19 protein-coding genes are annotated in these 19,328 nt (G+C 60.3%); 16 read left to right on the top strand and 3 right to left on the bottom strand.

All coding sequences use genetic code 11. The features are described 5' to 3' along the window. The first annotated feature begins 31 nt into the window (after positions 1 to 31). The 7 genes from ACFQND_RS21795 to ACFQND_RS21765 all read left to right on the top strand — a co-directional run bounded on the left by ACFQND_RS21795 (position 32) and on the right by ACFQND_RS21765 (position 7,658). Entirely contained in the window at positions 32 to 1,072 is a 1,041-nt protein-coding gene (locus tag ACFQND_RS21795; protein ID WP_371440075.1) for a lactonase family protein, read from the top strand. A gap of 23 nt (positions 1,073 to 1,095) precedes the next feature. Then, the gene (gene garD / locus ACFQND_RS21790) at positions 1,096 to 2,682 is read left to right on the top strand and encodes a galactarate dehydratase (protein ID WP_371439640.1); all 1,587 of its coding nucleotides are present in this window, start codon (positions 1,096 to 1,098) and stop codon (positions 2,680 to 2,682) included. A gap of 46 nt (positions 2,683 to 2,728) precedes the next feature. Next, the gene (gene garL / locus ACFQND_RS21785; protein ID WP_371439639.1) at positions 2,729 to 3,511 is read left to right on the top strand and encodes a 2-dehydro-3-deoxyglucarate aldolase; all 783 of its coding nucleotides are present in this window, start codon (positions 2,729 to 2,731) and stop codon (positions 3,509 to 3,511) included. A 42-nt stretch (positions 3,512 to 3,553) separates the two neighbouring features. Continuing rightward, entirely contained in the window at positions 3,554 to 4,441 is an 888-nt protein-coding gene (gene glxR, locus ACFQND_RS21780) for a 2-hydroxy-3-oxopropionate reductase (protein WP_371439638.1), read from the top strand. A 52-nt stretch (positions 4,442 to 4,493) separates the two neighbouring features. Then, positions 4,494 to 5,462 carry a Bug family tripartite tricarboxylate transporter substrate binding protein gene (locus tag ACFQND_RS21775; RefSeq protein ID WP_371439637.1) on the top strand — a complete coding sequence of 323 codons (969 nt, stop codon included), beginning with the start codon at positions 4,494 to 4,496 and terminating at the stop codon, positions 5,460 to 5,462. A gap of 66 nt (positions 5,463 to 5,528) precedes the next feature. Further along, positions 5,529 to 6,497: a TRAP transporter substrate-binding protein gene (locus ACFQND_RS21770; protein ID WP_371439636.1), complete on the top strand. Its 969-nt coding sequence runs from the start codon at positions 5,529 to 5,531 to the stop codon at positions 6,495 to 6,497. 21 nt (positions 6,498 to 6,518) lie between these two features. Beyond that, positions 6,519 to 7,658, top strand: a complete 1,140-nt coding sequence (locus ACFQND_RS21765) for an aldose epimerase family protein (protein WP_371439635.1) — start codon at positions 6,519 to 6,521, stop codon at positions 7,656 to 7,658. 59 nt (positions 7,659 to 7,717) lie between these two features. On the opposite strand, the gene ACFQND_RS21760 is transcribed toward ACFQND_RS21765, so the two are convergent. The 3 genes from ACFQND_RS21760 to ACFQND_RS21750 all read right to left on the bottom strand — a co-directional run bounded on the left by ACFQND_RS21760 (position 7,718) and on the right by ACFQND_RS21750 (position 10,922). Next, the gene (locus ACFQND_RS21760) at positions 7,718 to 8,830 is read right to left on the bottom strand and encodes a 5-methyltetrahydropteroyltriglutamate--homocysteine S-methyltransferase (RefSeq protein ID WP_371439634.1); all 1,113 of its coding nucleotides are present in this window, start codon (positions 8,828 to 8,830) and stop codon (positions 7,718 to 7,720) included. 89 nt (positions 8,831 to 8,919) lie between these two features. Next, complete coding sequence (locus ACFQND_RS21755) at positions 8,920 to 9,876, bottom strand: PDR/VanB family oxidoreductase (RefSeq protein WP_371439633.1); 957 nt, start codon at positions 9,874 to 9,876, stop codon at positions 8,920 to 8,922. Positions 9,877 to 9,878: 2 nt separating this feature from the next. Beyond that, the gene (locus ACFQND_RS21750; protein ID WP_371439632.1) at positions 9,879 to 10,922 is read right to left on the bottom strand and encodes an aromatic ring-hydroxylating dioxygenase subunit alpha; all 1,044 of its coding nucleotides are present in this window, start codon (positions 10,920 to 10,922) and stop codon (positions 9,879 to 9,881) included. Positions 10,923 to 11,147: 225 nt separating this feature from the next. On the opposite strand from ACFQND_RS21750, the gene ACFQND_RS21745 reads away from it, so the two are divergent. From ACFQND_RS21745 to ACFQND_RS21705, 9 genes are all read left to right on the top strand, one after another. Then, the gene (locus ACFQND_RS21745) at positions 11,148 to 11,918 is read left to right on the top strand and encodes a GntR family transcriptional regulator (RefSeq protein WP_371439631.1); all 771 of its coding nucleotides are present in this window, start codon (positions 11,148 to 11,150) and stop codon (positions 11,916 to 11,918) included. A 63-nt stretch (positions 11,919 to 11,981) separates the two neighbouring features. Next, positions 11,982 to 13,166, top strand: a complete 1,185-nt coding sequence (locus ACFQND_RS21740) for an ABC transporter substrate-binding protein (RefSeq protein ID WP_371439630.1) — start codon at positions 11,982 to 11,984, stop codon at positions 13,164 to 13,166. 4 nt (positions 13,167 to 13,170) lie between these two features. Beyond that, positions 13,171 to 13,623, top strand: coding sequence for a nuclear transport factor 2 family protein (locus ACFQND_RS21735; protein WP_371439629.1), 453 nt, complete (start codon positions 13,171 to 13,173; stop codon positions 13,621 to 13,623). 146 nt (positions 13,624 to 13,769) lie between these two features. Continuing rightward, positions 13,770 to 14,945: an ABC transporter substrate-binding protein gene (locus tag ACFQND_RS21730; RefSeq protein WP_371440074.1), complete on the top strand. Its 1,176-nt coding sequence runs from the start codon at positions 13,770 to 13,772 to the stop codon at positions 14,943 to 14,945. Positions 14,946 to 14,966: 21 nt separating this feature from the next. Next, the gene (locus ACFQND_RS21725) at positions 14,967 to 15,839 is read left to right on the top strand and encodes a branched-chain amino acid ABC transporter permease (RefSeq protein WP_371439628.1); all 873 of its coding nucleotides are present in this window, start codon (positions 14,967 to 14,969) and stop codon (positions 15,837 to 15,839) included. Next, positions 15,836 to 16,804 (top strand): branched-chain amino acid ABC transporter permease, encoded by a 969-nt coding sequence (locus ACFQND_RS21720; RefSeq protein WP_371439627.1) that lies wholly within the window; start codon positions 15,836 to 15,838, stop codon positions 16,802 to 16,804. The genes ACFQND_RS21725 and ACFQND_RS21720 overlap by 4 nt, the downstream gene beginning before the upstream one ends. Beyond that, positions 16,801 to 17,574 (top strand): ABC transporter ATP-binding protein, encoded by a 774-nt coding sequence (locus tag ACFQND_RS21715; protein ID WP_371439626.1) that lies wholly within the window; start codon positions 16,801 to 16,803, stop codon positions 17,572 to 17,574. Before ACFQND_RS21720 ends, ACFQND_RS21715 begins: the two co-directional genes overlap by 4 nt. Further along, the gene (locus ACFQND_RS21710; protein WP_371439625.1) at positions 17,567 to 18,271 is read left to right on the top strand and encodes an ABC transporter ATP-binding protein; all 705 of its coding nucleotides are present in this window, start codon (positions 17,567 to 17,569) and stop codon (positions 18,269 to 18,271) included. The genes ACFQND_RS21715 and ACFQND_RS21710 overlap by 8 nt, the downstream gene beginning before the upstream one ends. Positions 18,272 to 18,398: 127 nt before the next feature. After that, a complete protein-coding gene (locus tag ACFQND_RS21705) occupies positions 18,399 to 19,301 on the top strand; it encodes a dienelactone hydrolase family protein (RefSeq protein WP_371439624.1) in 903 nt (300 codons plus the stop codon). Positions 19,302 to 19,328 lie beyond the last annotated feature (27 nt).

Below are 19,328 nucleotides of genomic sequence, written 5' to 3'. Positions count from 1 at the left end.
GCAGTGTTTCACCCTGCTGGCAGGTGCCGGGATGATGGCTGTTTCGGCGGCTGCCGGCGCCGCCACATGGGTTTATGTGGCCAATGCGGACAGCCAGGACATTTCGGTGCTCCAGCTGGACCGCGCTGCCGGCATCCTCAGGCCGGTAACCACCGTGCCGGTGGGCGGCACGGCCATGCCCATGGTTGTGAGCCGCGACAAGCGTTTCCTCTATGTGGCGTTGCGCTCGCAGCCTTTTCGCGCTGTAACCTTTGCCATAGACGGCGCCACCGGTGGGCTGAAAAAGCTCGGCGAGGCAGCGCTGGCCGACAGCATGGCCAACATCGATCTGGATGCCTCGGGGCGCTGGCTGTTTGCGGCGTCTTATGGCGGCAACAAGATCACGGTCAACAGCATAGGCAGCGACGGGACGGTGGGCGCCGTACAGCAATTGATACCGACGGCACCCAATGCGCATGCCATCCACCCGGATCCGGCCGGCCGCTACGTGTTTGCCACCAGCCTGGGAGGGGATAACCTGTCGAGCTGGCGTTTTGATGGCGCCACCGGCACACTCAGTGCCAACGATCCGGCGCTTGTCAACGTTGCACCTGCAAAGACGGGCCCGCGGCATTTTGTCTGGGACCAGTCGCAGACCCATGTGTACCTGGTGAATGAGCTGGATGGCGGTCTCGATGTTTTTGCCTATGACGCCGGCCGGGGCACGATGCGCCATCTGCAGCGCACCACCGTAATGCCTGCCGGCTTTAGTGGTAAGCCGTGGGCTGCCGACCTGCATTTGTCGCCTGACGGAAAATACCTGTACGGATCGGAACGTACGTCCAGCACGCTGACTACCTTCAAGGTTGATGCTGCGACCGGCCTGCTGCAAACGGTCGGCCAGACGGCTACGGAAAAAACGCCGCGCGGTTTTGCGGTCGATTCGAGCGGCCGTTTCCTGATCGCCGCAGGCCAGGATTCGCATGGCGTGTCGCTGCACCCGATCGATGGTGCCACGGGCGTGCCCGGCGCACCGTCGCGCTTGCCTGCGGGCAAGAACCCGAACTGGATAGAGATCGTTGATTTCCCCTGAACACCTTTACGACGATTGCCTGTATGACCCCCCCCGCCGCCAAACCGCTTTTTATCCGCATGCACGATGCGGACAACGTTGCCATCGTCGCCAATGACGGCGGCCTGGCGCCGGGCGTGATGTTTGACAACGGCCTGGTGTTGGTAGAGAGGGTTCCGCAGGGCCATAAGGTTGCCCTGGCGGACCTGCCCAAGGGCACGGCCGTACGGCGCTACAACGTGCCCATAGGGGTTACCAACAAGGATGTCCCGGCAGGCAGCTGGGTGCATGAGCGCCTGCTTGACATGCCAGAAGCGCGCCTGCTGCAAGGGCTGCCCATCGCCACTGTCAAGGCGCCGCCCCAGACGCCGCTGGAAGGCTATACCTTCGAGGGCTTTCGCAATGCGGACGGCTCGGTCGGCACACGCAACATCCTGGCCATCACCACCACCGTGCAGTGCGTTGCGGGTGTTGTTGACTTTGCCGTGCAGCGCATCAAGCAGGAGTTGCTCCCGCGTTTCCCCAACGTGGACGATGTGGTGGGCCTGGAGCACACCTACGGCTGCGGGGTGGCCATTGATGCGCCCGATGCGATCATCCCGATCCGTACCCTGCGTAACATCACGCTCAACCCCAACTTTGGCGGTGAAGTGATGGTGGTGAGCCTGGGCTGCGAAAAACTCCAGCCCGAACGCCTGCTGCCGCCGGGCACCATCCAGATCGTCGACGAACGCAATGTGGCGGACGTGGGCGTCAATGCAGATGCCGCGCTGGATGTGGTGTGCCTGCAATCCGAAAACCATGTCGGCTTCATGTCCATGATTGGTTCGATCATGCAGACGGCCTTGTTGCACCTGGAGCGGCTGGATGCGCGCCGGCGTGAAACCGTACCCGCAAGCGAACTGGTCGTGGGTGTGCAGTGCGGCGGCAGTGATGCCTTCTCGGGTGTTACCGCCAACCCCGCAGTGGGTTTTGCAACCGACCTGCTGGTTCGCGCGGGCGCCACGGTGATGTTCTCCGAAACCACGGAAGTGCGCGACGGCATTGACCAGCTGACCGCAAGGGCCGTCAATCCCGAGGTCGCCGAAGCCATGATTCGCGAGATGGCCTGGTATGACGCCTACCTGCAAAAAGGGCGGGTGGACCGCAGTGCCAACACCACGCCGGGCAATAAAAAGGGCGGCCTTTCCAACATTGTGGAAAAGGCCATGGGCTCCATCGTCAAGTCGGGCAGCGCACCCATCTCGGGCGTGCTTTCTCCCGGCGAAAAGCTCAGGCAAAAGGGCCTGATTTACGCCGCCACGCCTGCCAGCGATTTCATCTGCGGCACGCTGCAGCTTGCGGCCGGCATGAACCTGCATGTTTTCACCACGGGCCGCGGAACGCCGTATGGACTGGCGGAGGTGCCGGTCATCAAGATGGCGACGCGCAGCGACCTTGCCAGGCGCTGGCACGACCTGATGGACATCAACGCAGGGCGCATTGCGGATGGCGACGCGAGCATCGCCGATGTGGGCTGGGAGCTTTTCCACCTGATGCTCGAAGTCGCCAGCGGCCGGAAGAAAACCTGGGCAGAACACTGGAAGCTGCACAACGCGCTGGTACTTTTCAACCCCGCACCCATTACCTGAATCCGTTGACCCGGCTTCATTTTTCAAGACTTAAAAGCAAACACCCATGACACAAGTTACTCCTTACCAATCCTTTCCAAACACCTTCAAGCGTGACCTGCTTGCAGGCAAGCGCCTGATCGGCTGCTGGTCATCGCTGGCCAATGCCATCACCACCGAAGTCCTGGGGGTTGCCGGCTTTGACTGGATACTGCTCGACGGCGAGCATTCGCCCAATGATGTGGGTACCTTTATCCCGCAACTGATGGCGCTCAAGGACAGCCCGAGCGCGCCTGTGGTGCGCCCGACCAGCAACAACGAAGTGGAGCTCAAACGCCTGCTCGACGCCGGGTTCTATAACTTCCTGGTGCCTTTTGTGGAAAGCGCTGACGAGGCCTTGCGCGCCGTCAGGGGAACCCGCTACCCGCCCCAGGGCGTGCGCGGTGTGTCGGTGTCCCAGCGCAGCAACCGCTACGGTACGGTACCGGACTACTTCAAGTCCATCAACGACCATATTTGCGTGATGGTGCAGATCGAAAGCCGTACCGGCGTTGCCGCCGCGAAAGCCATTGCCTCCGTCGAGGGCGTTGATTGCATTTTTGTCGGGCCATCCGATCTGGCTGCCGGCCTCGGACACCTTGGCAATGCGGGGCATCCGGACGTGCAGAAGGCCATTGCGGCGGTGTTTGCGGATGCCAGGGCCTGCGGCAAGCCCACAGGCATCCTGGCGCCGGTGGAGGCCGACGCGCGGCGCTACATGGAGATGGGCGCCACCTTTGTTGCGGTGGGCAGCGACCTGGGCGTGTTCAGGTCGGCCACGCAGGCCCTGCACGACCGCTACCGTGCCTGAGTCCAGTCCATTCAATCAACTATTTTTTTCAGGAATCATTCAATGAGCAAGCTGGGTTTTATTGGTTTGGGCATCATGGGTGCACCCATGGCCGCACATTTGGTCAAGGCCGGTCACGAGGTGTTTCTCGCCACCCGCAGCAAGGTGCCGGCTGAACTGCTGACGGGCAAGGCCGTGGCCTGCAAGTCGGCCAGGGAAGTGGCCGAGAAGGCCGACATCATCTTCATGATGCTGCCGGATACGCCGGACGTGGCGAAAGTCCTGTTTGGGGATGATGGTGTTGCGTCCGGCCTGGTGAATGCCAAAGGAAAGACGGTTGTTGACATGAGCTCCATCTCCCCGATGGATACCAAGGCGTTTGCGCAAAAGATCAACGAGCTCGGTTGCGACTACCTGGATGCGCCCGTATCGGGTGGCGAAGTCGGCGCCAAGGCCGCCAGCCTGACCATCATGGTCGGCGGGCCGGACGCAGCGTTTGAACTTGTCAAGCCACTGTTTGAGCTGATGGGTAAAAACATCACGCTGGTGGGTGGCAACGGTGACGGGCAAACCTGCAAGGTCGCCAACCAGATCATCGTGGCCCTGAATATTGCGGCGGTGGGTGAAGCCTTGCTGTTTGCCAGCAAGGCGGGCGCGGATCCGGCCAAGGTCCGGCAGGCGCTGATGGGCGGCTTTGCTTCCTCGCGCATCCTGGAAGTGCATGGCGAGCGCATGATCAAACGCACTTTTGCGCCTGGGTTCAGGATTGGCCTGCACCAGAAGGATTTGAACCTGGCGCTTGCTGGCGCCAGAACCCTGGGCCTGGCCTTGCCACAAACGGCAAATGCCGCCCAGTTGATGCAGGCCTGCGCCGCCAATGGCATGCAGGACCTGGACCATTCCGCGCTGGTGCGTGCGCTGGAGCTCATGGGCAATCACGAAGTCGCATAGCCGCCTGCAGGCTTGTCGCCGGCAGTTGTTTGAATAACGATAAGGAGGCAGGATGTCCCTCAATCGACGCGATCTTATGGGTGCTTCGCTGGCTGTGGGCTGGAGTGTGGCCAGTGCGCAGGCACAAGGCTGGCCGGCCAGGCCGATCCGTCTGGTAGTGCCTTATCCGCCGGGCGGCTCTTCGGACATCATTGCGCGCGCCATTGCCCAGCCTTTGTCGGATGCACTCAGGCAGCCCGTTATCGTCGACAACAAGGCGGGGGCCAACGGCAACCTTGGCGCGGACTTTGTTGCAAAGTCTGCACCGGACGGCTACACCTTGCTGTTGTGTGACACCGGCGCGCTGGCGATCAGCCCATCGGTTTACACCAAACTGGGATTTGATCCTTCCAGGGATTTGCGTGGCGTGACCATGCTGGCTTATTCACCGCATTTGCTGGTGGTGCACCCTTCGGTACCTGCCAGCAACCTCAAGGAACTGGTGGCCCTGTCCAAACGCTCGGATCTTAATTTTGCCGTGACTGCCATGGGCAGCGCGCCGCATCTTGCTGGTGTGGCGGTGGAGCGTGCCAGCGGCGCCAAATGGCAATACATCCCCTACAAGGGCGGCTCGCAGGCGGTCAGCGACACGATAGCCGGGCAGACCCAGATACTGATGAACGGCATGCTCGCCACCTTGCCGCATGTGCAAGGCGGCAAGCTCAAGATACTGGGTGTTTCCAAAAGCACGCGCATGCCGCTGATCGGCGATGTCCCTACGCTTGCCGAACAGGGTTTGACCGGCTTTGAGTCGGGCACCTGGCAGGGGCTGCTGGTGCCCAGGGGCACGCCGGCCGATATCGTGAGCCGCCTGAATAGCGAGCTCATCAAGATCATCCGCAGCCCGGAGATCCGCGCCAAGCTGGCGGGGCAGGGCGCGGAAGTGGTGACCATGACACCGGCCCAGCAGGACGATTTTTTCAATCGCGAGAGAAGCCGTTGGGCAAAAGTTGTAGCGCAGGCCGGCATCAGGCTGGACTGACCGCACCGCTCACTGTTTGAGCATGCCGGGGGCAAGCAAACGCCGTGATGATTATCAGGAGACAAAATGCGTGCATCTTTCAAGGGGTTCTTGTTCCTGTTGGCGGCGCTTGCTGCCGGCCTGAGCCATGCGCAGGTCAAGCTGCGTGCATGGAATATCCATCCGGAAGGCTACCCGGTGACGGAGGCCATCAAGAGTTTTGCGGAGGATGTCGGCAAGGCCACCAGGGGCAAATACCAGGTTGAGGTTTTTTCCAACGCAACGCTGGGTGACCAGCCCAAAGCGGTGCAGATGCTGAAGAGCGGGGAAGTGGATATCGCCGAGTTCAGTTCAGGCCCGTTGTCGGACGCCGTGCCCGGCATCAAGGTGCTTAATTTGCCATTCCTGTTCAAGGATTCTGCACACATGTTCAGGCACCTGGACGGCAAGCTGGGCGAGCGATTCGCGGCCAACCTGAAGGCCGCTGGTTTTGTGGTGGTCGGCTGGTATGACGGCGGCGCGCGTTCGTTTTATTGTGTCAAACCTGTCTCCAGCGTGAGCGATCTGGCGGGCAAGAAAATTCGCGTTCAGCAGTCCGACGTTTATATTGAAATGGTCAAGCTGCTGAACGCAACACCGGTAGCCCTGCCTTTCAAGGATGTGCTCGACGCATTGCAGCAGGACAAGGTCGATTGTGCTGAAAACAACCTGCCGTCTTATGAGTCCACCGGGCATTACAAGGTGGCGAAAAATGTTTATGTCACCAGCCACGTGATTTCGCCTGAGGCGCTGGTGGTCTCCACAAAGCTGTGGGACAAGCTCGACAAGGATGAGAGGGCCGCGTTCTCTGCGGCAGGCGCCAAATCGGCCCTGCTTATGCGTGACTTGTGGAACAAACGGATTACGCTGGCCCTTGAGACCACCACCCGGCAGGGCGCCCAATTCGTGAAGGTCAAGGACGCTTCCCCCATGGTCAGGCGCATGGGGCCCTTGTACGGAAAGTACATGGCTGACCCGAAAACCCGTGAAGAGTTGCTGACCATCATCGCCGACTAGTTTTATGGTGTTTCCCTCATCATGACCTTTCCCGTCAAACAGGCTGTCTTGAAAATACTGGAGCCGGAGCGGTTTCGGGGCGAAATGGACGGCAAGCCGGTTGGGCTTTTCCTGCTGCGCAATTCGCGCGGCATGGTGGCCTGCATTAGCAACTACGGTGCAAAAATTGAGCAACTGATAGTGCCTGACCGGGATGGCCGGCTCGCAGATGTGGTGCTGGGTTATGACAGCCTGGAGGCGGCTGCAGGCGGCTCGCCCTCCATGGGGGCATTTATAGGGCGTTATGCGGGGCGCATTAAAAACGCAGTTTTTGACCTGCGCGGCACGGCTTACAGGCTGAATGCCAACAATGGCCCGCATTGCCTGCACGGCGGCATCAAGGGTTCCCGCTTCCAGGTGTTTGACGCTGTGCAGCACAACGACTCCAGCGTGGAGATGACGTATGTTTTTTCTGATGGCGAGGAGGGCTTTCCCGGAACCCTGGCATTGCGCCTCATGTACAGCGTTACGGAGGCCAATGAGCTGGTGATCGATTACGAAGCCCTGGCGCTGGACAGTCCGACGGTGGCCAGCTTTACCTCGCACGCATTTTTCAACCTCAATGGCGAGTCCAGTGGCTCTGCGCTTGGGCATGAGGTTACGATTTATGCAGACCGGTATTTCGCCATGAGCGAAGACCTTGTGGCAACGGGGGAGCTCCTGCCGGTGGAACACACCGCTCTTGATTTTCGCGAGCCAACTGTGCTGGACACGCGTGTGCGTGGAAACCAAGCGCCCGATGTCGCCCCATCCTCAACCGAATGGGTGGAAGGGTACGACAGTTGCTACCTGGTCTATCGACCTGATGAGGGGACTGGATTGGCCCTGGCAGCCCGTGTCAGCGCCCCTGGGAGCGGGCGTGTGATGGAAGTATGGTCTACCGAGCCCGCCATGCAGTTTTACACCGGCTTGTTACCGCAGCAGCCCTTGCCGGGTGGCCCGGGCAAGAGCGGCCTGGCTTACTTCCAGCAGCAGGGCCTTTGTTTTGAACCCCAGGGCTGCCCCAATGCGCCGAACTGCCCGGCATTTCCGTCATCGGTGCATGAGCCCGGGCAGAGCCGTACCGGCAGAACGCTTTACCGCTTTGTAAGTGGACCGGATCGCTCAGGGTCGGACAGATAAACAGACAATGAACGGCCAGCAGGATAGCCCGCGTGGGACACCTGCTGTGTGTTCACTGATCAGGCCGTGCCCCAGACCTCCTGGGCGGTCTCAATCACCAGGCGCAGCTTGCTGCGTTGCGCTTCCACCGCGATGTCGTTGCCGTGCACCGTGCTGCTGAAACCGCACTGGGGCGACAGCGCAAGCTGTTCCAGCGGGGCATATTTGGCGGCTTCTTCAATGCGGCGTTTCAGGTCGTCCTTGCTTTCCATGGCGCCGAACTTGGTGGTCACCAGGCCCAGCACGACGGTTTTGCCCTTGGGCAGGTAGCGCAGCGGTTTGAAGTCGCCACTGCGGTCGTCGTCGTATTCCATGAAATAGGCGTCAAGGTTCATTTCCTTGAGCAGGGCTTCGGCGACAGGCTCGTAGTTGCCGGATGCGGCATGGGTGCTTTTGAAGTTGCCCCGGCACAGATGCATGGACAGCAGCATGCCGGCCGGTTTTTGCGCGACCACCTTGTTGATGAAGGCCGCATAGCGGTGCGGCAATTCGTTGGGGTCGTCGCCGCGCTGGCGTGCGGCCTCACGCATTTTCTCGTCGCAAAGATAGGCCAGGTTGGTATCGTCCATCTGCACATAGGTACAGCCTGCCGCGGCAAGGCTGCGCAGTTCATCACCATAGGCCTTGGCCACGTCGTCGTAGAACGTGGGGTCAAGTTCGGGATAGGCTTCACGGCTGATGCCGGCGCGGCCACCGCGGAAATGCAGCATGGTCGGGGAGGGGATGGTGACCTTGGGCGTGTTGCCTGCGCTGACCTGGCTCTTGAGGTACTGGAAGTCGGCCAGCTGGATGTCCTTGGCATGACGCACCTTGTCGACCACTTTCATCACCGGCGGTGCCAGTTCCTGCGAGCCGTCCGGCTTGATGAAGGTGACCGGGATATCGGTCTTCACGCCGCCGAGCTGGTCGAGGAAATCGATGTGAAAGTAGGTGCGGCGGAACTCCCCGTCGGTGATGCTCTTGAGACCGACATCTTCCTGGAACTTCACGATCTCGGTGATCGCCTTGTCCTCCACCTTGCGAAGTTGCTCCGGCGTGATCGCGCCCTTGGCCTTTTGCTCGCGGGCTTCGAGCAGGTATTTGGGGCGGAGAAAACTGCCGACGTGGTCGTAGTGTGCGGGAAGCTGGGTCATGTCTCTTTCCTTTTTATCAAGCGGGTGAAGCATGTATGTTAGGGCACCTGCTCCAGTTGCCGGGGCAGGGATTAACCGCAGTGCCGCGATTAGAGGTCAAGCACCAGGGTTTTGCTCTTGGCGCGTGAACAGCATGGCGTGAACTGGTCGTTCTTTTCCTTCTCGTCGTCCGTGAAGTACATGTCCCGGTGATCCGGCTCGCCTTCCAGCACGCGCGTGATGCAGGTGCCGCACACGCCTTGCTCGCAGGAGGTCAGGATCTCTATGCCGTTTTCCTTCAGGACCTGGATGATGTTCTGCTCCGCACCGATGGTGTAGGTCTTTCCCGTGCTGGCGATCTTGACGTCAAAGCTGCCATCGCTGGAGGTGTCCTGTGGTGCCGCACCAAAATATTCCAGATGGATCTGGTCCTTGCCCCAGCCTGCAGCTTTTGCCGCGTTGATCACGTGGTCGATGAAGCCGGATGGGCCGCATACGTACAGATGCTTGTCCGCCTTGGGGGCGGCCAGCGCAGTTCCTATATCGAGCTTTTGTTCCGCGGCGCCTGCGTCGAAGTGAAACTGCACCTTGTCGGCAAATGCCGAGGCGTTGATTTCCTTCAGGAAGGCTGTGCGCTCTGCCGACCGGGTGCAGTAGTGCATCGTGAAGTCAGCGCTTGTCGCGGCAAGCCGTTGTGCCATGCACAGCAGCGGTGTCACGCCGATGCCTCCTGCAAACAGCAGCGTTTGCGCCGCATGCTGCAGGGGGAAATGATTTTTTGGCGCGCTGATGGTGATTTCGTCGCCCTCATTGACCGCCTGATGCATGCCAACGGAGCCGCCGCGTGAGGCCGGGTCGCGCAGCACCGCAATCCTGTAGCGGTGCTGCTCGCCTGCATCATTGCACAGCGAATACTGGCGAGTCAGCCCGCCCGGTATGTGTACGTCGACATGCGAACCTGCGCTGAACGCCGGCAGGGGCGCACCGTCCGGGCGCGCCAGTTCAAAGCTGGCGATATCCTCGGCTTCACTGGTCTTGCGCACGACCTTGACTGTTATGGTTTCCATGATCAGGCAGTTTGTGTTTGGGGTTGTTCTTCCGCGATGAGGCGGTCAAGTATGCGCCGGGACTGTACGCCGCCGGCATCGATGTTGAGCAGCAGAAGCTTGCGCTCGGGGAAGGTGTTGAGGTTGCGCTGCTGCGCTTCCAGCACCACCGTGTCTTCGGCGAAAACCTTGCCTTGTCCCTCGCGGATCTGTGCCGTGAGCGCCTTGTCCTTGGGGTTGAAGTTGCGTGCCATGCCCCAAAAGTACCACATCGTGGTTTCGGTTTCAGGTGTGCAGAAATCAACCACGATGCTGTGCACCTTGTCCTTGGGGTCGGCGTGGTAGCCGCCCTTGCCGGCATGCGCAACGCCGACTTCGATCATGACATGGCTGGGCGGCGTGAAGCGGCAGACCTGCCAGCGATCGACCGGCACATCGTCGGCCAGGTTGTTGCCCCGCAGGTTGGCGCGCCAGAAAGGCGGTGCCATGACGTTCTCCATGTAGCGGCTGGTGACCACCATGTCGCCTTCGGTCTTGGTGTTCACGGGCGCTTCGTCGATTTCCTTCTGGCCTATGCTGCTGGTGTGCACATAGGTCTCATGTGTCAGATCCATCAGGTTGTCGATCATCAGGCGGTAGTCGCACTTGACGTGGTACAGGCCGCCGGCATAGGCCCATTCGGGGTTGTCGGCCCATTCCAGCGGATGGATCAGGTCCGGGTCCGCCAGTTTTTCGTCACCGGTCCAGACCCAGATAAAACCGTAACGCTCCACCACCGGGAAGCTGCGGGTGCGCGGGAAGCCCTGCACGCGCTGTCCGGGCATTGATGCAACCTTTCCGTCGCAATTCATCACCAAGCCGTGGTAGCCGCAGACCAGCTTGCCTTCGCATACCGTACCGAGCGAAAGCGCCGCGCCGCGATGGGGGCAGAAATCGTCGAGGGCCGCGACCTTGCCTTCAGGGCCGCGATAGAAAACGATTTTTTCTCCGCAAATCTGCCGACCGAGCGGCTTGTCGTCGATTTCAGAGGGCGTGCAGGCTACATACCAGGTATTTTTGGGGAACATGGTTTCTTCCAGTGGGGGTGAAGTAAGTGGGGTGGACTTGTTTCTGGCAGGACGTGCGGGTTTATCCTGCTTGCGAACTGAATCTTTATTATGCAAAAAAACTTTGTTCTTGTATACATTGATGTTTGAAGTTTGGCCGATGATTGATTGAATTTATGAAAATTCGGCTTAAAGTGCCAGTTTTCATGGAGTTTTGTATAAATAATGTATACACTCAAAACCCATATGAGCAAGCAAACATCCTCTTTCCCAATGGTTGAGGTTCTGGAGCCGGGGGCCTCGCAGGCTGTCAAGGCACAGTTGCGTTTGCGCGAGATGATTCTTGCCGGCGAGCTGCCCAGCGGTGCGCGTATTACCGAACTGGCCATTGTCGAAAAGCTTGGGGTCTCGCGTACGCCGATTCGCGAAGCCCTGATGCGGCTGGAGCAGGAGGGCCTGCTCGAAGCGCTGGCCAATGGGGGCTATGCGGTCCGCACATTTTCCGAGCGCGATGTTTCCGAGGCGATTGAATTGCGCGGCACGCTGGAGGGCTTGTCGGCCCGGCTGGCGGCCGAAAGAGGCGTGGCTACCGTCGTGTTGAATGAGGCGCGCGCCTGTCTTGATCAGGTTGACTCGGTGTTGAGGCAGCCTGCGCTCGACGATGACGCATTCCTGCGTTATGTCAGCTTGAACCAGAAATTCCACAACCTGCTGAGCGAAATGGCGGGCAGTGCGGTGATTGCGCGCGAGCTTGACCGCGTGGTGAACCTGCCGTTTGCATCGCCGTCTGCCTTTGTCGTGCTGCAGGCCAATTCACCCCAGGCCCGAGACATATTGATAGTGGCGCAGGATCAGCATCGCCAGGTATTGGGTGCCATTGAGCAGCGTGAGGGTTCGCGCGCCGAAGCCATCATGCGCGAGCATTCCCGCATTGCCCAGCGCAACCTGCATGCAACCCTGCAGAATCATGAGCTGGGCCAGATGCCCGGGGTGCGGCTGATACGCAAGCGGAACTGAAAAAATCGCAAGAGTGATATTGCAAGTTTGAAAACGTCATTTTTTTGTAACAGGAGACAAACCATGGATTCAACCAAACGGGTATTTTTACGCAACGCGACGGCCATAGCCCTGGCCGCAAAGACCGGCCTGGCTGCGGCGCAGGCCGGCAAGCCCTTCAAGATCGGCTTCCTGTTGCCCATGACAGGGCCTTTCGCCTCTACCGGCAAGCAGGTTGAAAACGGCGTCAAGCTTTATATGTCGCAGTTCGGCGACACCGTGGCAGGCCGCAAGGTCGAGCTCATCTTCAAGGACGATACCGGGCTGCCGGATGTCACCAAACGCCTGGCCCAGGACCTGGTGGTGACCGACAAGGTCGATGTGCTCGCAGGTTTCGGGCTGACGCCGCTGGCGCTGTCGACCGCGCCCATCGCGACCCAGTCCAAAACACCGATGGTGATCATGGCTGCAGCTACCTCGATCATCACCGAGGCATCGCCGTACATCGTGCGCACCAGCATGACCTTGCCGCAGGTTACGCTCGGTGTGGCCGAGTGGGCGCCAAAAAACGGGATTAAAAAAGTCGTCACGCTGGTGACCGATTACGGCCCTGGCCTGGATGCTGAAAAGACATTCAAGGACCGCTTTACCTTCAATGGCGGGCAAGTTGTGGAGTCGTTGCGCGTGCCCTTGCGCAACCCGGACTACGCACCTTTCCTGCAGAAGGTGCGCGACCTCAAGCCCGATGCGCTGTTTGTGTTTGTGCCTGCCGGCGCGGGTTCGGCCCTGCTCAAGCAGTTTGCGGAACGCGGCCTCGACAAGGCCGGCATCAAGCTCATCGGCGAAGGCAGCGTGGCCGATGATGAAATCCTTAACGACATGGGCGATGTGGCGCTTGGCCTGGTGACGTCCCATCCCTATTCAGTGGCGCACAAGTCGGCCATGAACCAGAAATTCGTCGAAGCGTTCATGAAAACCAGCAAGGGTGTGCGGCCCAATTTCTTCGGCGTGGCTGCCTACGATGGCATGCGTGTCATATATGAAGCAGTCAAGGCTACAAAAGGGCAGGGCGACGGCACTGCACTTGTAGGCGCGATGAAGGGACAGATATTCGAGAGCCCCCGCGGCCCCATCTATATAGATGCACAGACACGCGACATCGTGCAGAACGTCTACATCCGCCGCGTCGAGCGCGTCAACGGCCAGCTTTACAACGTCGAATTTGACATGCTCAAGGATGTGAAAGATCCGGGCAAGTCCGGCAAATAGGACAATGCAGGCACTCTCGTTTGAAGAACAGGCGCGGATCGAGGGCGCCTGCCAGCGCCTGATATACCTCGCCGCAGCCCGTGTGGATGCGGGCGATTACGCCGCGTTCTGCGGGCTGTTCACTGCCGATGGCCTGCTGGTGCGACCGGATGGAAGCTCCTTGAGCGGGCCGGACGCCATTCTTGCCGCCTACCGTGCGCGCCCTGCGCACCGCATGACCCGGCACGTGGTGTCCAACACGCTTTTTTTCGACGTGTCCGCACAAAGCTGCCGCGCCACCAGCCTGGTGACGCTGTGGGGCTGCGACAGCAGGACAGTGTGCGGTCCATCCGGTTACCCGGTGGAGCAGCCGCTGATTCTTGGTGAGTTTGACGACAGCTTTCACCGGGACGAGGCTGGCTGGCGTATTGCCACGCGCCGTGCCCGTTTCCTCATGCATACCCCCGGGAAACCCTAACGCATCTAGCATGCGTCGGCGACCTTGGTATGTAAAATTGCTATAGCTGACAGTCAGAAATATCGCTTGCGCATCCTTTTGGGAAAAGCGACAGTACTGCCTTCACGCGCTTAGCATTTCCCTCTGAACCTTTTGGAGACATCATGATGAAGAAACGATATTTTCTCGGAACAATTGCTGTTGCCGCGGCTACGCTGGCCGCTGGCACTGCTCTGGCGCAGGACAACAACAAATTCAAGATCGGCCTGATCATCCCCATGACGGGTCAGCAGGCCTCGACGGGGCGCCAGATTGAAGCCGCCGCACGCCTTTACATGGCACAAAACGGTGACACGGTTGCTGGCAAGAAAATTGAGCTGATCGTCAAGGACGACGTTGCAACGCCTGATGTCACCAAGCGCCTGGCGCAGGAACTGGTGGTCAACGAGAAGATCAATGTGATGGCCGGTTTTGGCGTCACGCCCGCTGCTCTGGCCGCCGCGCCCATCGCAACGCAGTCCAAGACGCCGCTGGTGGTGATGGCCGCCGCCACGTCAAGCATCACCGAGGCATCGCCTTATGTTGTGCGCACCAGCTTCACGCTGCCGCAGGCTTCCGTGGCCATGGCCGACTGGGCTCCAAAGAACGGCATCAAAAAAGTGGTCACGCTGGTCAGCGACTACGGTCCCGGCATTGACGCGGAACGGTATTTCAAGGACCGCCTGCTATTCAACGGCGGACAGGTTGTGGAGTCCCTGCGCGTTCCTTTGCGCAGCCCGGATTTCGCTCCTTTCCTGCAAAAAGTGCGCGACATCAAGCCTGATGCGCTGTTTGTGTTTGTGCCTTCCGGCGCGGGTGCCGCAGTGATGAAGCAGTTCCTGGAGCGCGGCATGGACAAGGCCGGTATCAAGCTGATCGGCACCGGCGACCTGACCGATGACGACCAGTTGAATGACATGGGTGACGGCGCACTCGGCGTCGTGACGTCCCATCACTATTCGGCCTTCCATCCTTCTCCCATGAACAAGAAGTTTGTCGAGGCTTTCGAGAAGGCCAACAAGGGCATGCGTCCCAACTTCATGGCCGTGGGCGGTTATGACGGCATGCGCGTGATTTACGAAGCGCTGCGGGCCACCAAAGGCCAGGGCGGCGGCGAGGCCCTGCTGGCTGCCATGAAGGGCCAGATCTTTGAAAGCCCGCGCGGCCCGATGTTTATTGATGCACAGACCCGCGACGTGGTGCACAACATGTACTTGCGCAAGGTCGAACGGAAGAACGGCCAGCTCTACAACGTGGAGTTCGATGTGATCAAGGACATGAAAGATCCGGGCAAGAGCAAGTAAAGCCATAGATTTCCGACAGCCATGTTGACTATTCTTTTTGACGGCATTGCCTATGGCATGCTTTTGTTTATCCTGGCCGTCGGTCTGGCCGTGACGATGGGGTTGATGAATTTCATCAACCTCGCGCACGGTGCGTTCGCCATGGTCGGCGGCTATATCACGGTGCTGCTCATGCAGCGCCTGGGTGTGCCGTTCCTTGTGTGTTTGCCGCTGGCCTTCCTCGGGTCAGCGCTTCTGGGTGGGGTGCTGGAACGCACCCTGTACCGGCCCATGTACCGCAAGCCGCACCTGGACCAGGTGCTGTTTTCCATCGGCCTGACCTTCATGGCCGTGGCCAGCGCCGACTACTTCATCGGTTCAACCCAGCAGATCATGCAATTGCCGGAGTGGCTCAAGGGCCGTACCGAAATCGGTGATGGCGCCTGGATGCTGGGCATGGGCCACTACCGCCTGTTCATCATTGCCGTCTGTGCGGCACTCACCATCGCCTTGCAGTACGTGCTGGCAAAAACGCGCTTCGGCAGCATGCTGCGTGCGTCGGTGGATGACCAGCGCGTGGCGGCCGGGCTTGGCATCAACGTCAACGTGGTGTTTTTGTCCACGTTCGCCGTGGGCTCCGGGCTGGCTGGCCTGGGCGGTGCCCTGGGCGCCGAGGTGCTGGGGCTGGACCCGACCTTCCCCCTGAAGTTCATGATTTACTTCCTGATCGTCGTCGCCGTGGGCGGCACGTCTTCGATTACCGGTCCTCTGCTGGCGGCCCTGCTGCTAGGTATTGCGGACGTGGCTGGTAAATACTACATCCCCAAAATGGGGGCCTTTATTGTTTATTGCCTGATGATTGCCATTTTGATCTGGCGTCCACAAGGACTCTTTGTACGCAAGGGCGGAAAATGACAAAACAAGTTCATGACGCCTTGCGCAACACCAGCCGCTGGAAACTGTGGGAACCGGTTTTCTGGCTGGTAGTACTCGCCTCGCCATTTGTGCTGTCGTCGCATGCGCTCATCATCAATGAGATCGCCATCGTCGCGCTGTTTGCCATTTCGCTGGATCTGGTGCTGGGTTACAGCGGCATCGTGTCGCTGGGGCATGCTGCCTTTTTCGGCATGGGCGCCTATGTGGCGGCCCTGTTCGCCAAGCTGGTGATGCCTGACCCCCTGGTCGGCTTGCTGGTGGCCATTGTCGTTTCCGCCCTGCTTGGTGCGATTTGCAGCCTGACCGTGTTGCGCGGCAGCGACCTGACGCGCCTCATGGTGACATTGGGCGTTGCACTGATCCTGCTGGAGCTTGCCAACAAGCTTGACTGGCTCACCGGCGGTGCCGATGGCCTGCAGGGTGTGGTGATGGGGCCGTTGCTGGGCAAGTTTGAGTTTGACCTGACGGGCCAGGTTGCAGCTTGCTATTCCATCCTGGTGGCGCTGGTGCTGTTCGTGCTGGCGCGCAGGCTGACCAACTCACCTTTTGGCGCCACGCTCATGGCCATTCGTGACAACCGGCTGCGTGCCATGGCCATCGGCATCCCGGTGTCGTCGCGCGTGGCCGTGGTCTACACCATCGCTGCCGCCCTGGCCGGTGCAGCAGGCGCACTGCTGGCGCAGACGACGGGTTTTGCCTCGCTGGATGTGTTTGCCTTTGACCGTTCCGCCGACATCATGCTGATTCTTGTGATCGGCGGAACCGGCTGGCTTTACGGCGGTATTGCGGGCGCCATTGTGTTCAAGCTGATGCAGGATGTGATCTCATCGATCACGCCGCAGTACTGGACTTTCTGGATCGGCCTCTTCCTGGTGATTCTGATGCTGGTGGGCCGCGAGAAATTGATGCGCCCATGGACCTGGTTCAAGCGGAGCGGTGCATGACTGACAGTGTAGAAACGGTGCTCCTGGCAGAGGGGCTGGTCATGCGTTTTGGCGGCATCACGGCCACCAACAACGTCACCTTGAACCTGAAAAAAGGCGCACGCCATGCGCTGATCGGCCCCAATGGCGCGGGCAAGACGACCCTGATCAACCTGCTGACCGGCGTGTTGCAACCTACCGAAGGGCGCATCACGCTGCTGGGGCAGGACATCACCAATGTGGCGCCCAACCAGCGCGTCAAGCGCGGCATGGTGCGCACCTTCCAGATCAACCAGCTGTTTGACTCGCTCACGCCGCTGCAAACGCTGGCGCTCACGGTGTCACAGCAGAACGGGCTGGGAACGTCCTGGTGGAAAGCTCTGGGCAGCAACAGCCATGTGGTCGAGCGTTGCGAGCAGTTGCTGGAACAGTTCCACCTGACCGAGGTCATGAACCAGCAAACCAAGGTGCTTGCCTATGGCAAGCGCCGCCTGCTGGAAATCGCGATTGCGCTGGCCTGCGAGCCGCGCGTATTGCTGCTGGACGAGCCCGTGGCGGGCGTGCCTGCCGGCGAGCGTGAAGAGTTGTTGCAGACCGTTGCGGCCTTGCCCGCAGATGTGTCTATCTTGCTGATTGAACATGACATGGACCTGGTATTCAGTTTTGCCAACCGCATGACGGTGCTGGTCAACGGCACTGTCCTGACGGAAGGCGACCCCGAGCAGATCGCCAATGATCCGCAAGTCAAGGCCGTGTACCTTGGCCACGGTGAGGAGGTCAGCCATGGCTGAGTTGCTGAAAGTTGAAGCCCTGAGCGCCGGTTATGGCGAGGCCGTGGTACTCAACAACATTTCCCTCAGCCTGGACGAAGGAAAAACCCTGGCGCTGCTGGGCCGTAACGGCACGGGGAAAACGACGCTGATCAATACCCTGGCCGGCGCCACCCGCCAGCACGCCGGCAGCATCACGCTGGGTGGCACGCTGCTGCACAAGCTGCCTTCGCATGAGCGGGCAGGCGTGGGCATCGGCTGGGTGCCGCAAGAGCGCAATATCTTCAAGTCGCTGACGGTCGATGAAAACCTGACAGCAGTGGCGCGGGCCGGCGCCTGGACGCCTGCGCGGGTGTACGAGATGTTCCCGCGGCTGGCCGAACGCAAAACCAATCTGGGCACACAACTCTCGGGTGGTGAGCAGCAGATGCTGGCCGTCGGGCGTGCGCTGGTGCTCAATCCCAAACTGCTGTTGCTGGATGAGCCGCTAGAAGGCCTGGCGCCCATCATCGTTGAGGAGTTGCTCAAGGCCATTCGCCGCATCACGCGTGATGAGGGCCTGTCTGCCATCATCGTCGAGCAGCATCCGCAGGCAATTCTCGCGATCTCCGACAGCGCCGTGGTGCTGGACCGCGGGACGGTGGTGCATGCCGGTACCGCGCAGGAGCTGCGCGAGCAGCCGGCGCTGGTGGACCGCCTGCTGGGCGTTTCGCGCTAGGCTGCAATGCCTTTCTCCCTGCTATATTTTTGATAGCTGGCCGCGCGCATTTTGCGCCGGCTGTATGCCAAAATGATTGAAAAATCGGGCTGAGCCTGGTGTTTTTGATCCGTAGCAGGGAGTTTTCATGCGTTCACGAGTTTTACCGGGCATGGGCATTGGCTCCTTGCTGGCCCTATGCCTGTTGCTGGGCGGCGCAGCGGGCGCACAGCCTGCCGAGCAAAAGCGCCCCGAGATCATCAAGCTGCCGCTGCTGATAGACGGCAGCGTGCGCGAGGTCACCACACATCTGTACAAGCCGGAAGGAGCTGGCCCGTTTCCGCTTGTCATCTTTTCGCATGGGCGCGCTGCGGCCCGGGCGGACCGGGCCAAACTGCAATACCCGGTGCTGGTCGGCCATGCCAACTACTGGTTGCGCAAAGGCGTCGCGGTGCTTGCGCCCGTGCGCCCCGGGTATGGCGAGACCGGCGGTGCAGACCGCGAAGACTCCTTTTCACGCTGGAGCGGCAACACCTGCACCGGCAACCCCGACTTCATGACGGTGGCCCGCAATGCGCGCCAGGTGGTGGTGGCCGTGCATGCCTGGTCTGTCCAGCAACCGTGGGTCCGGAAGGACCGCATCTTGCTGGAGGGCCAGTCGGTGGGCGGCCTGACCACGGTGGCGGCATCCGTGCTGAACCTGCCGGGGGTGATTGCCGACGTCAATTTTGCCGGTGGCGCTGGCGGTTACCCGGATGTTTCTCCCGGAAAAAGCTGCAAGCCCGAGAACCTCACCAGCACCTATGCCGAGTTGGGCAAGGAGGCAAAGATACCTAGCCTCTGGTTTTACGCAGAGAACGACCAGTACTGGGGCCCGGAAGCACCCAGGCAGTGGCATGCGGCTTTCAAGGCCGGTGGCAGCGACACCCAGTTCATACAGACGGGTCCTTTGCCTGACCATGACGGCCATTCGCTGCTGACTTACGGTGGCAGGATGTGGTCGGTGCCGCTGGATGCATTTGTGCGCAAGGTCGGTTTGCTGGCACCATAAGGTTCACTCAAAAAAAAGGCCAGTGCC

The sequence above is a fragment of the Polaromonas aquatica genome, assembly GCF_042659145.1.
Lineage (GTDB): Bacteria > Pseudomonadota > Gammaproteobacteria > Burkholderiales > Burkholderiaceae_C > Polaromonas > Polaromonas aquatica.
This window is presented reverse-complemented; position numbering and strand designations above follow the sequence as displayed.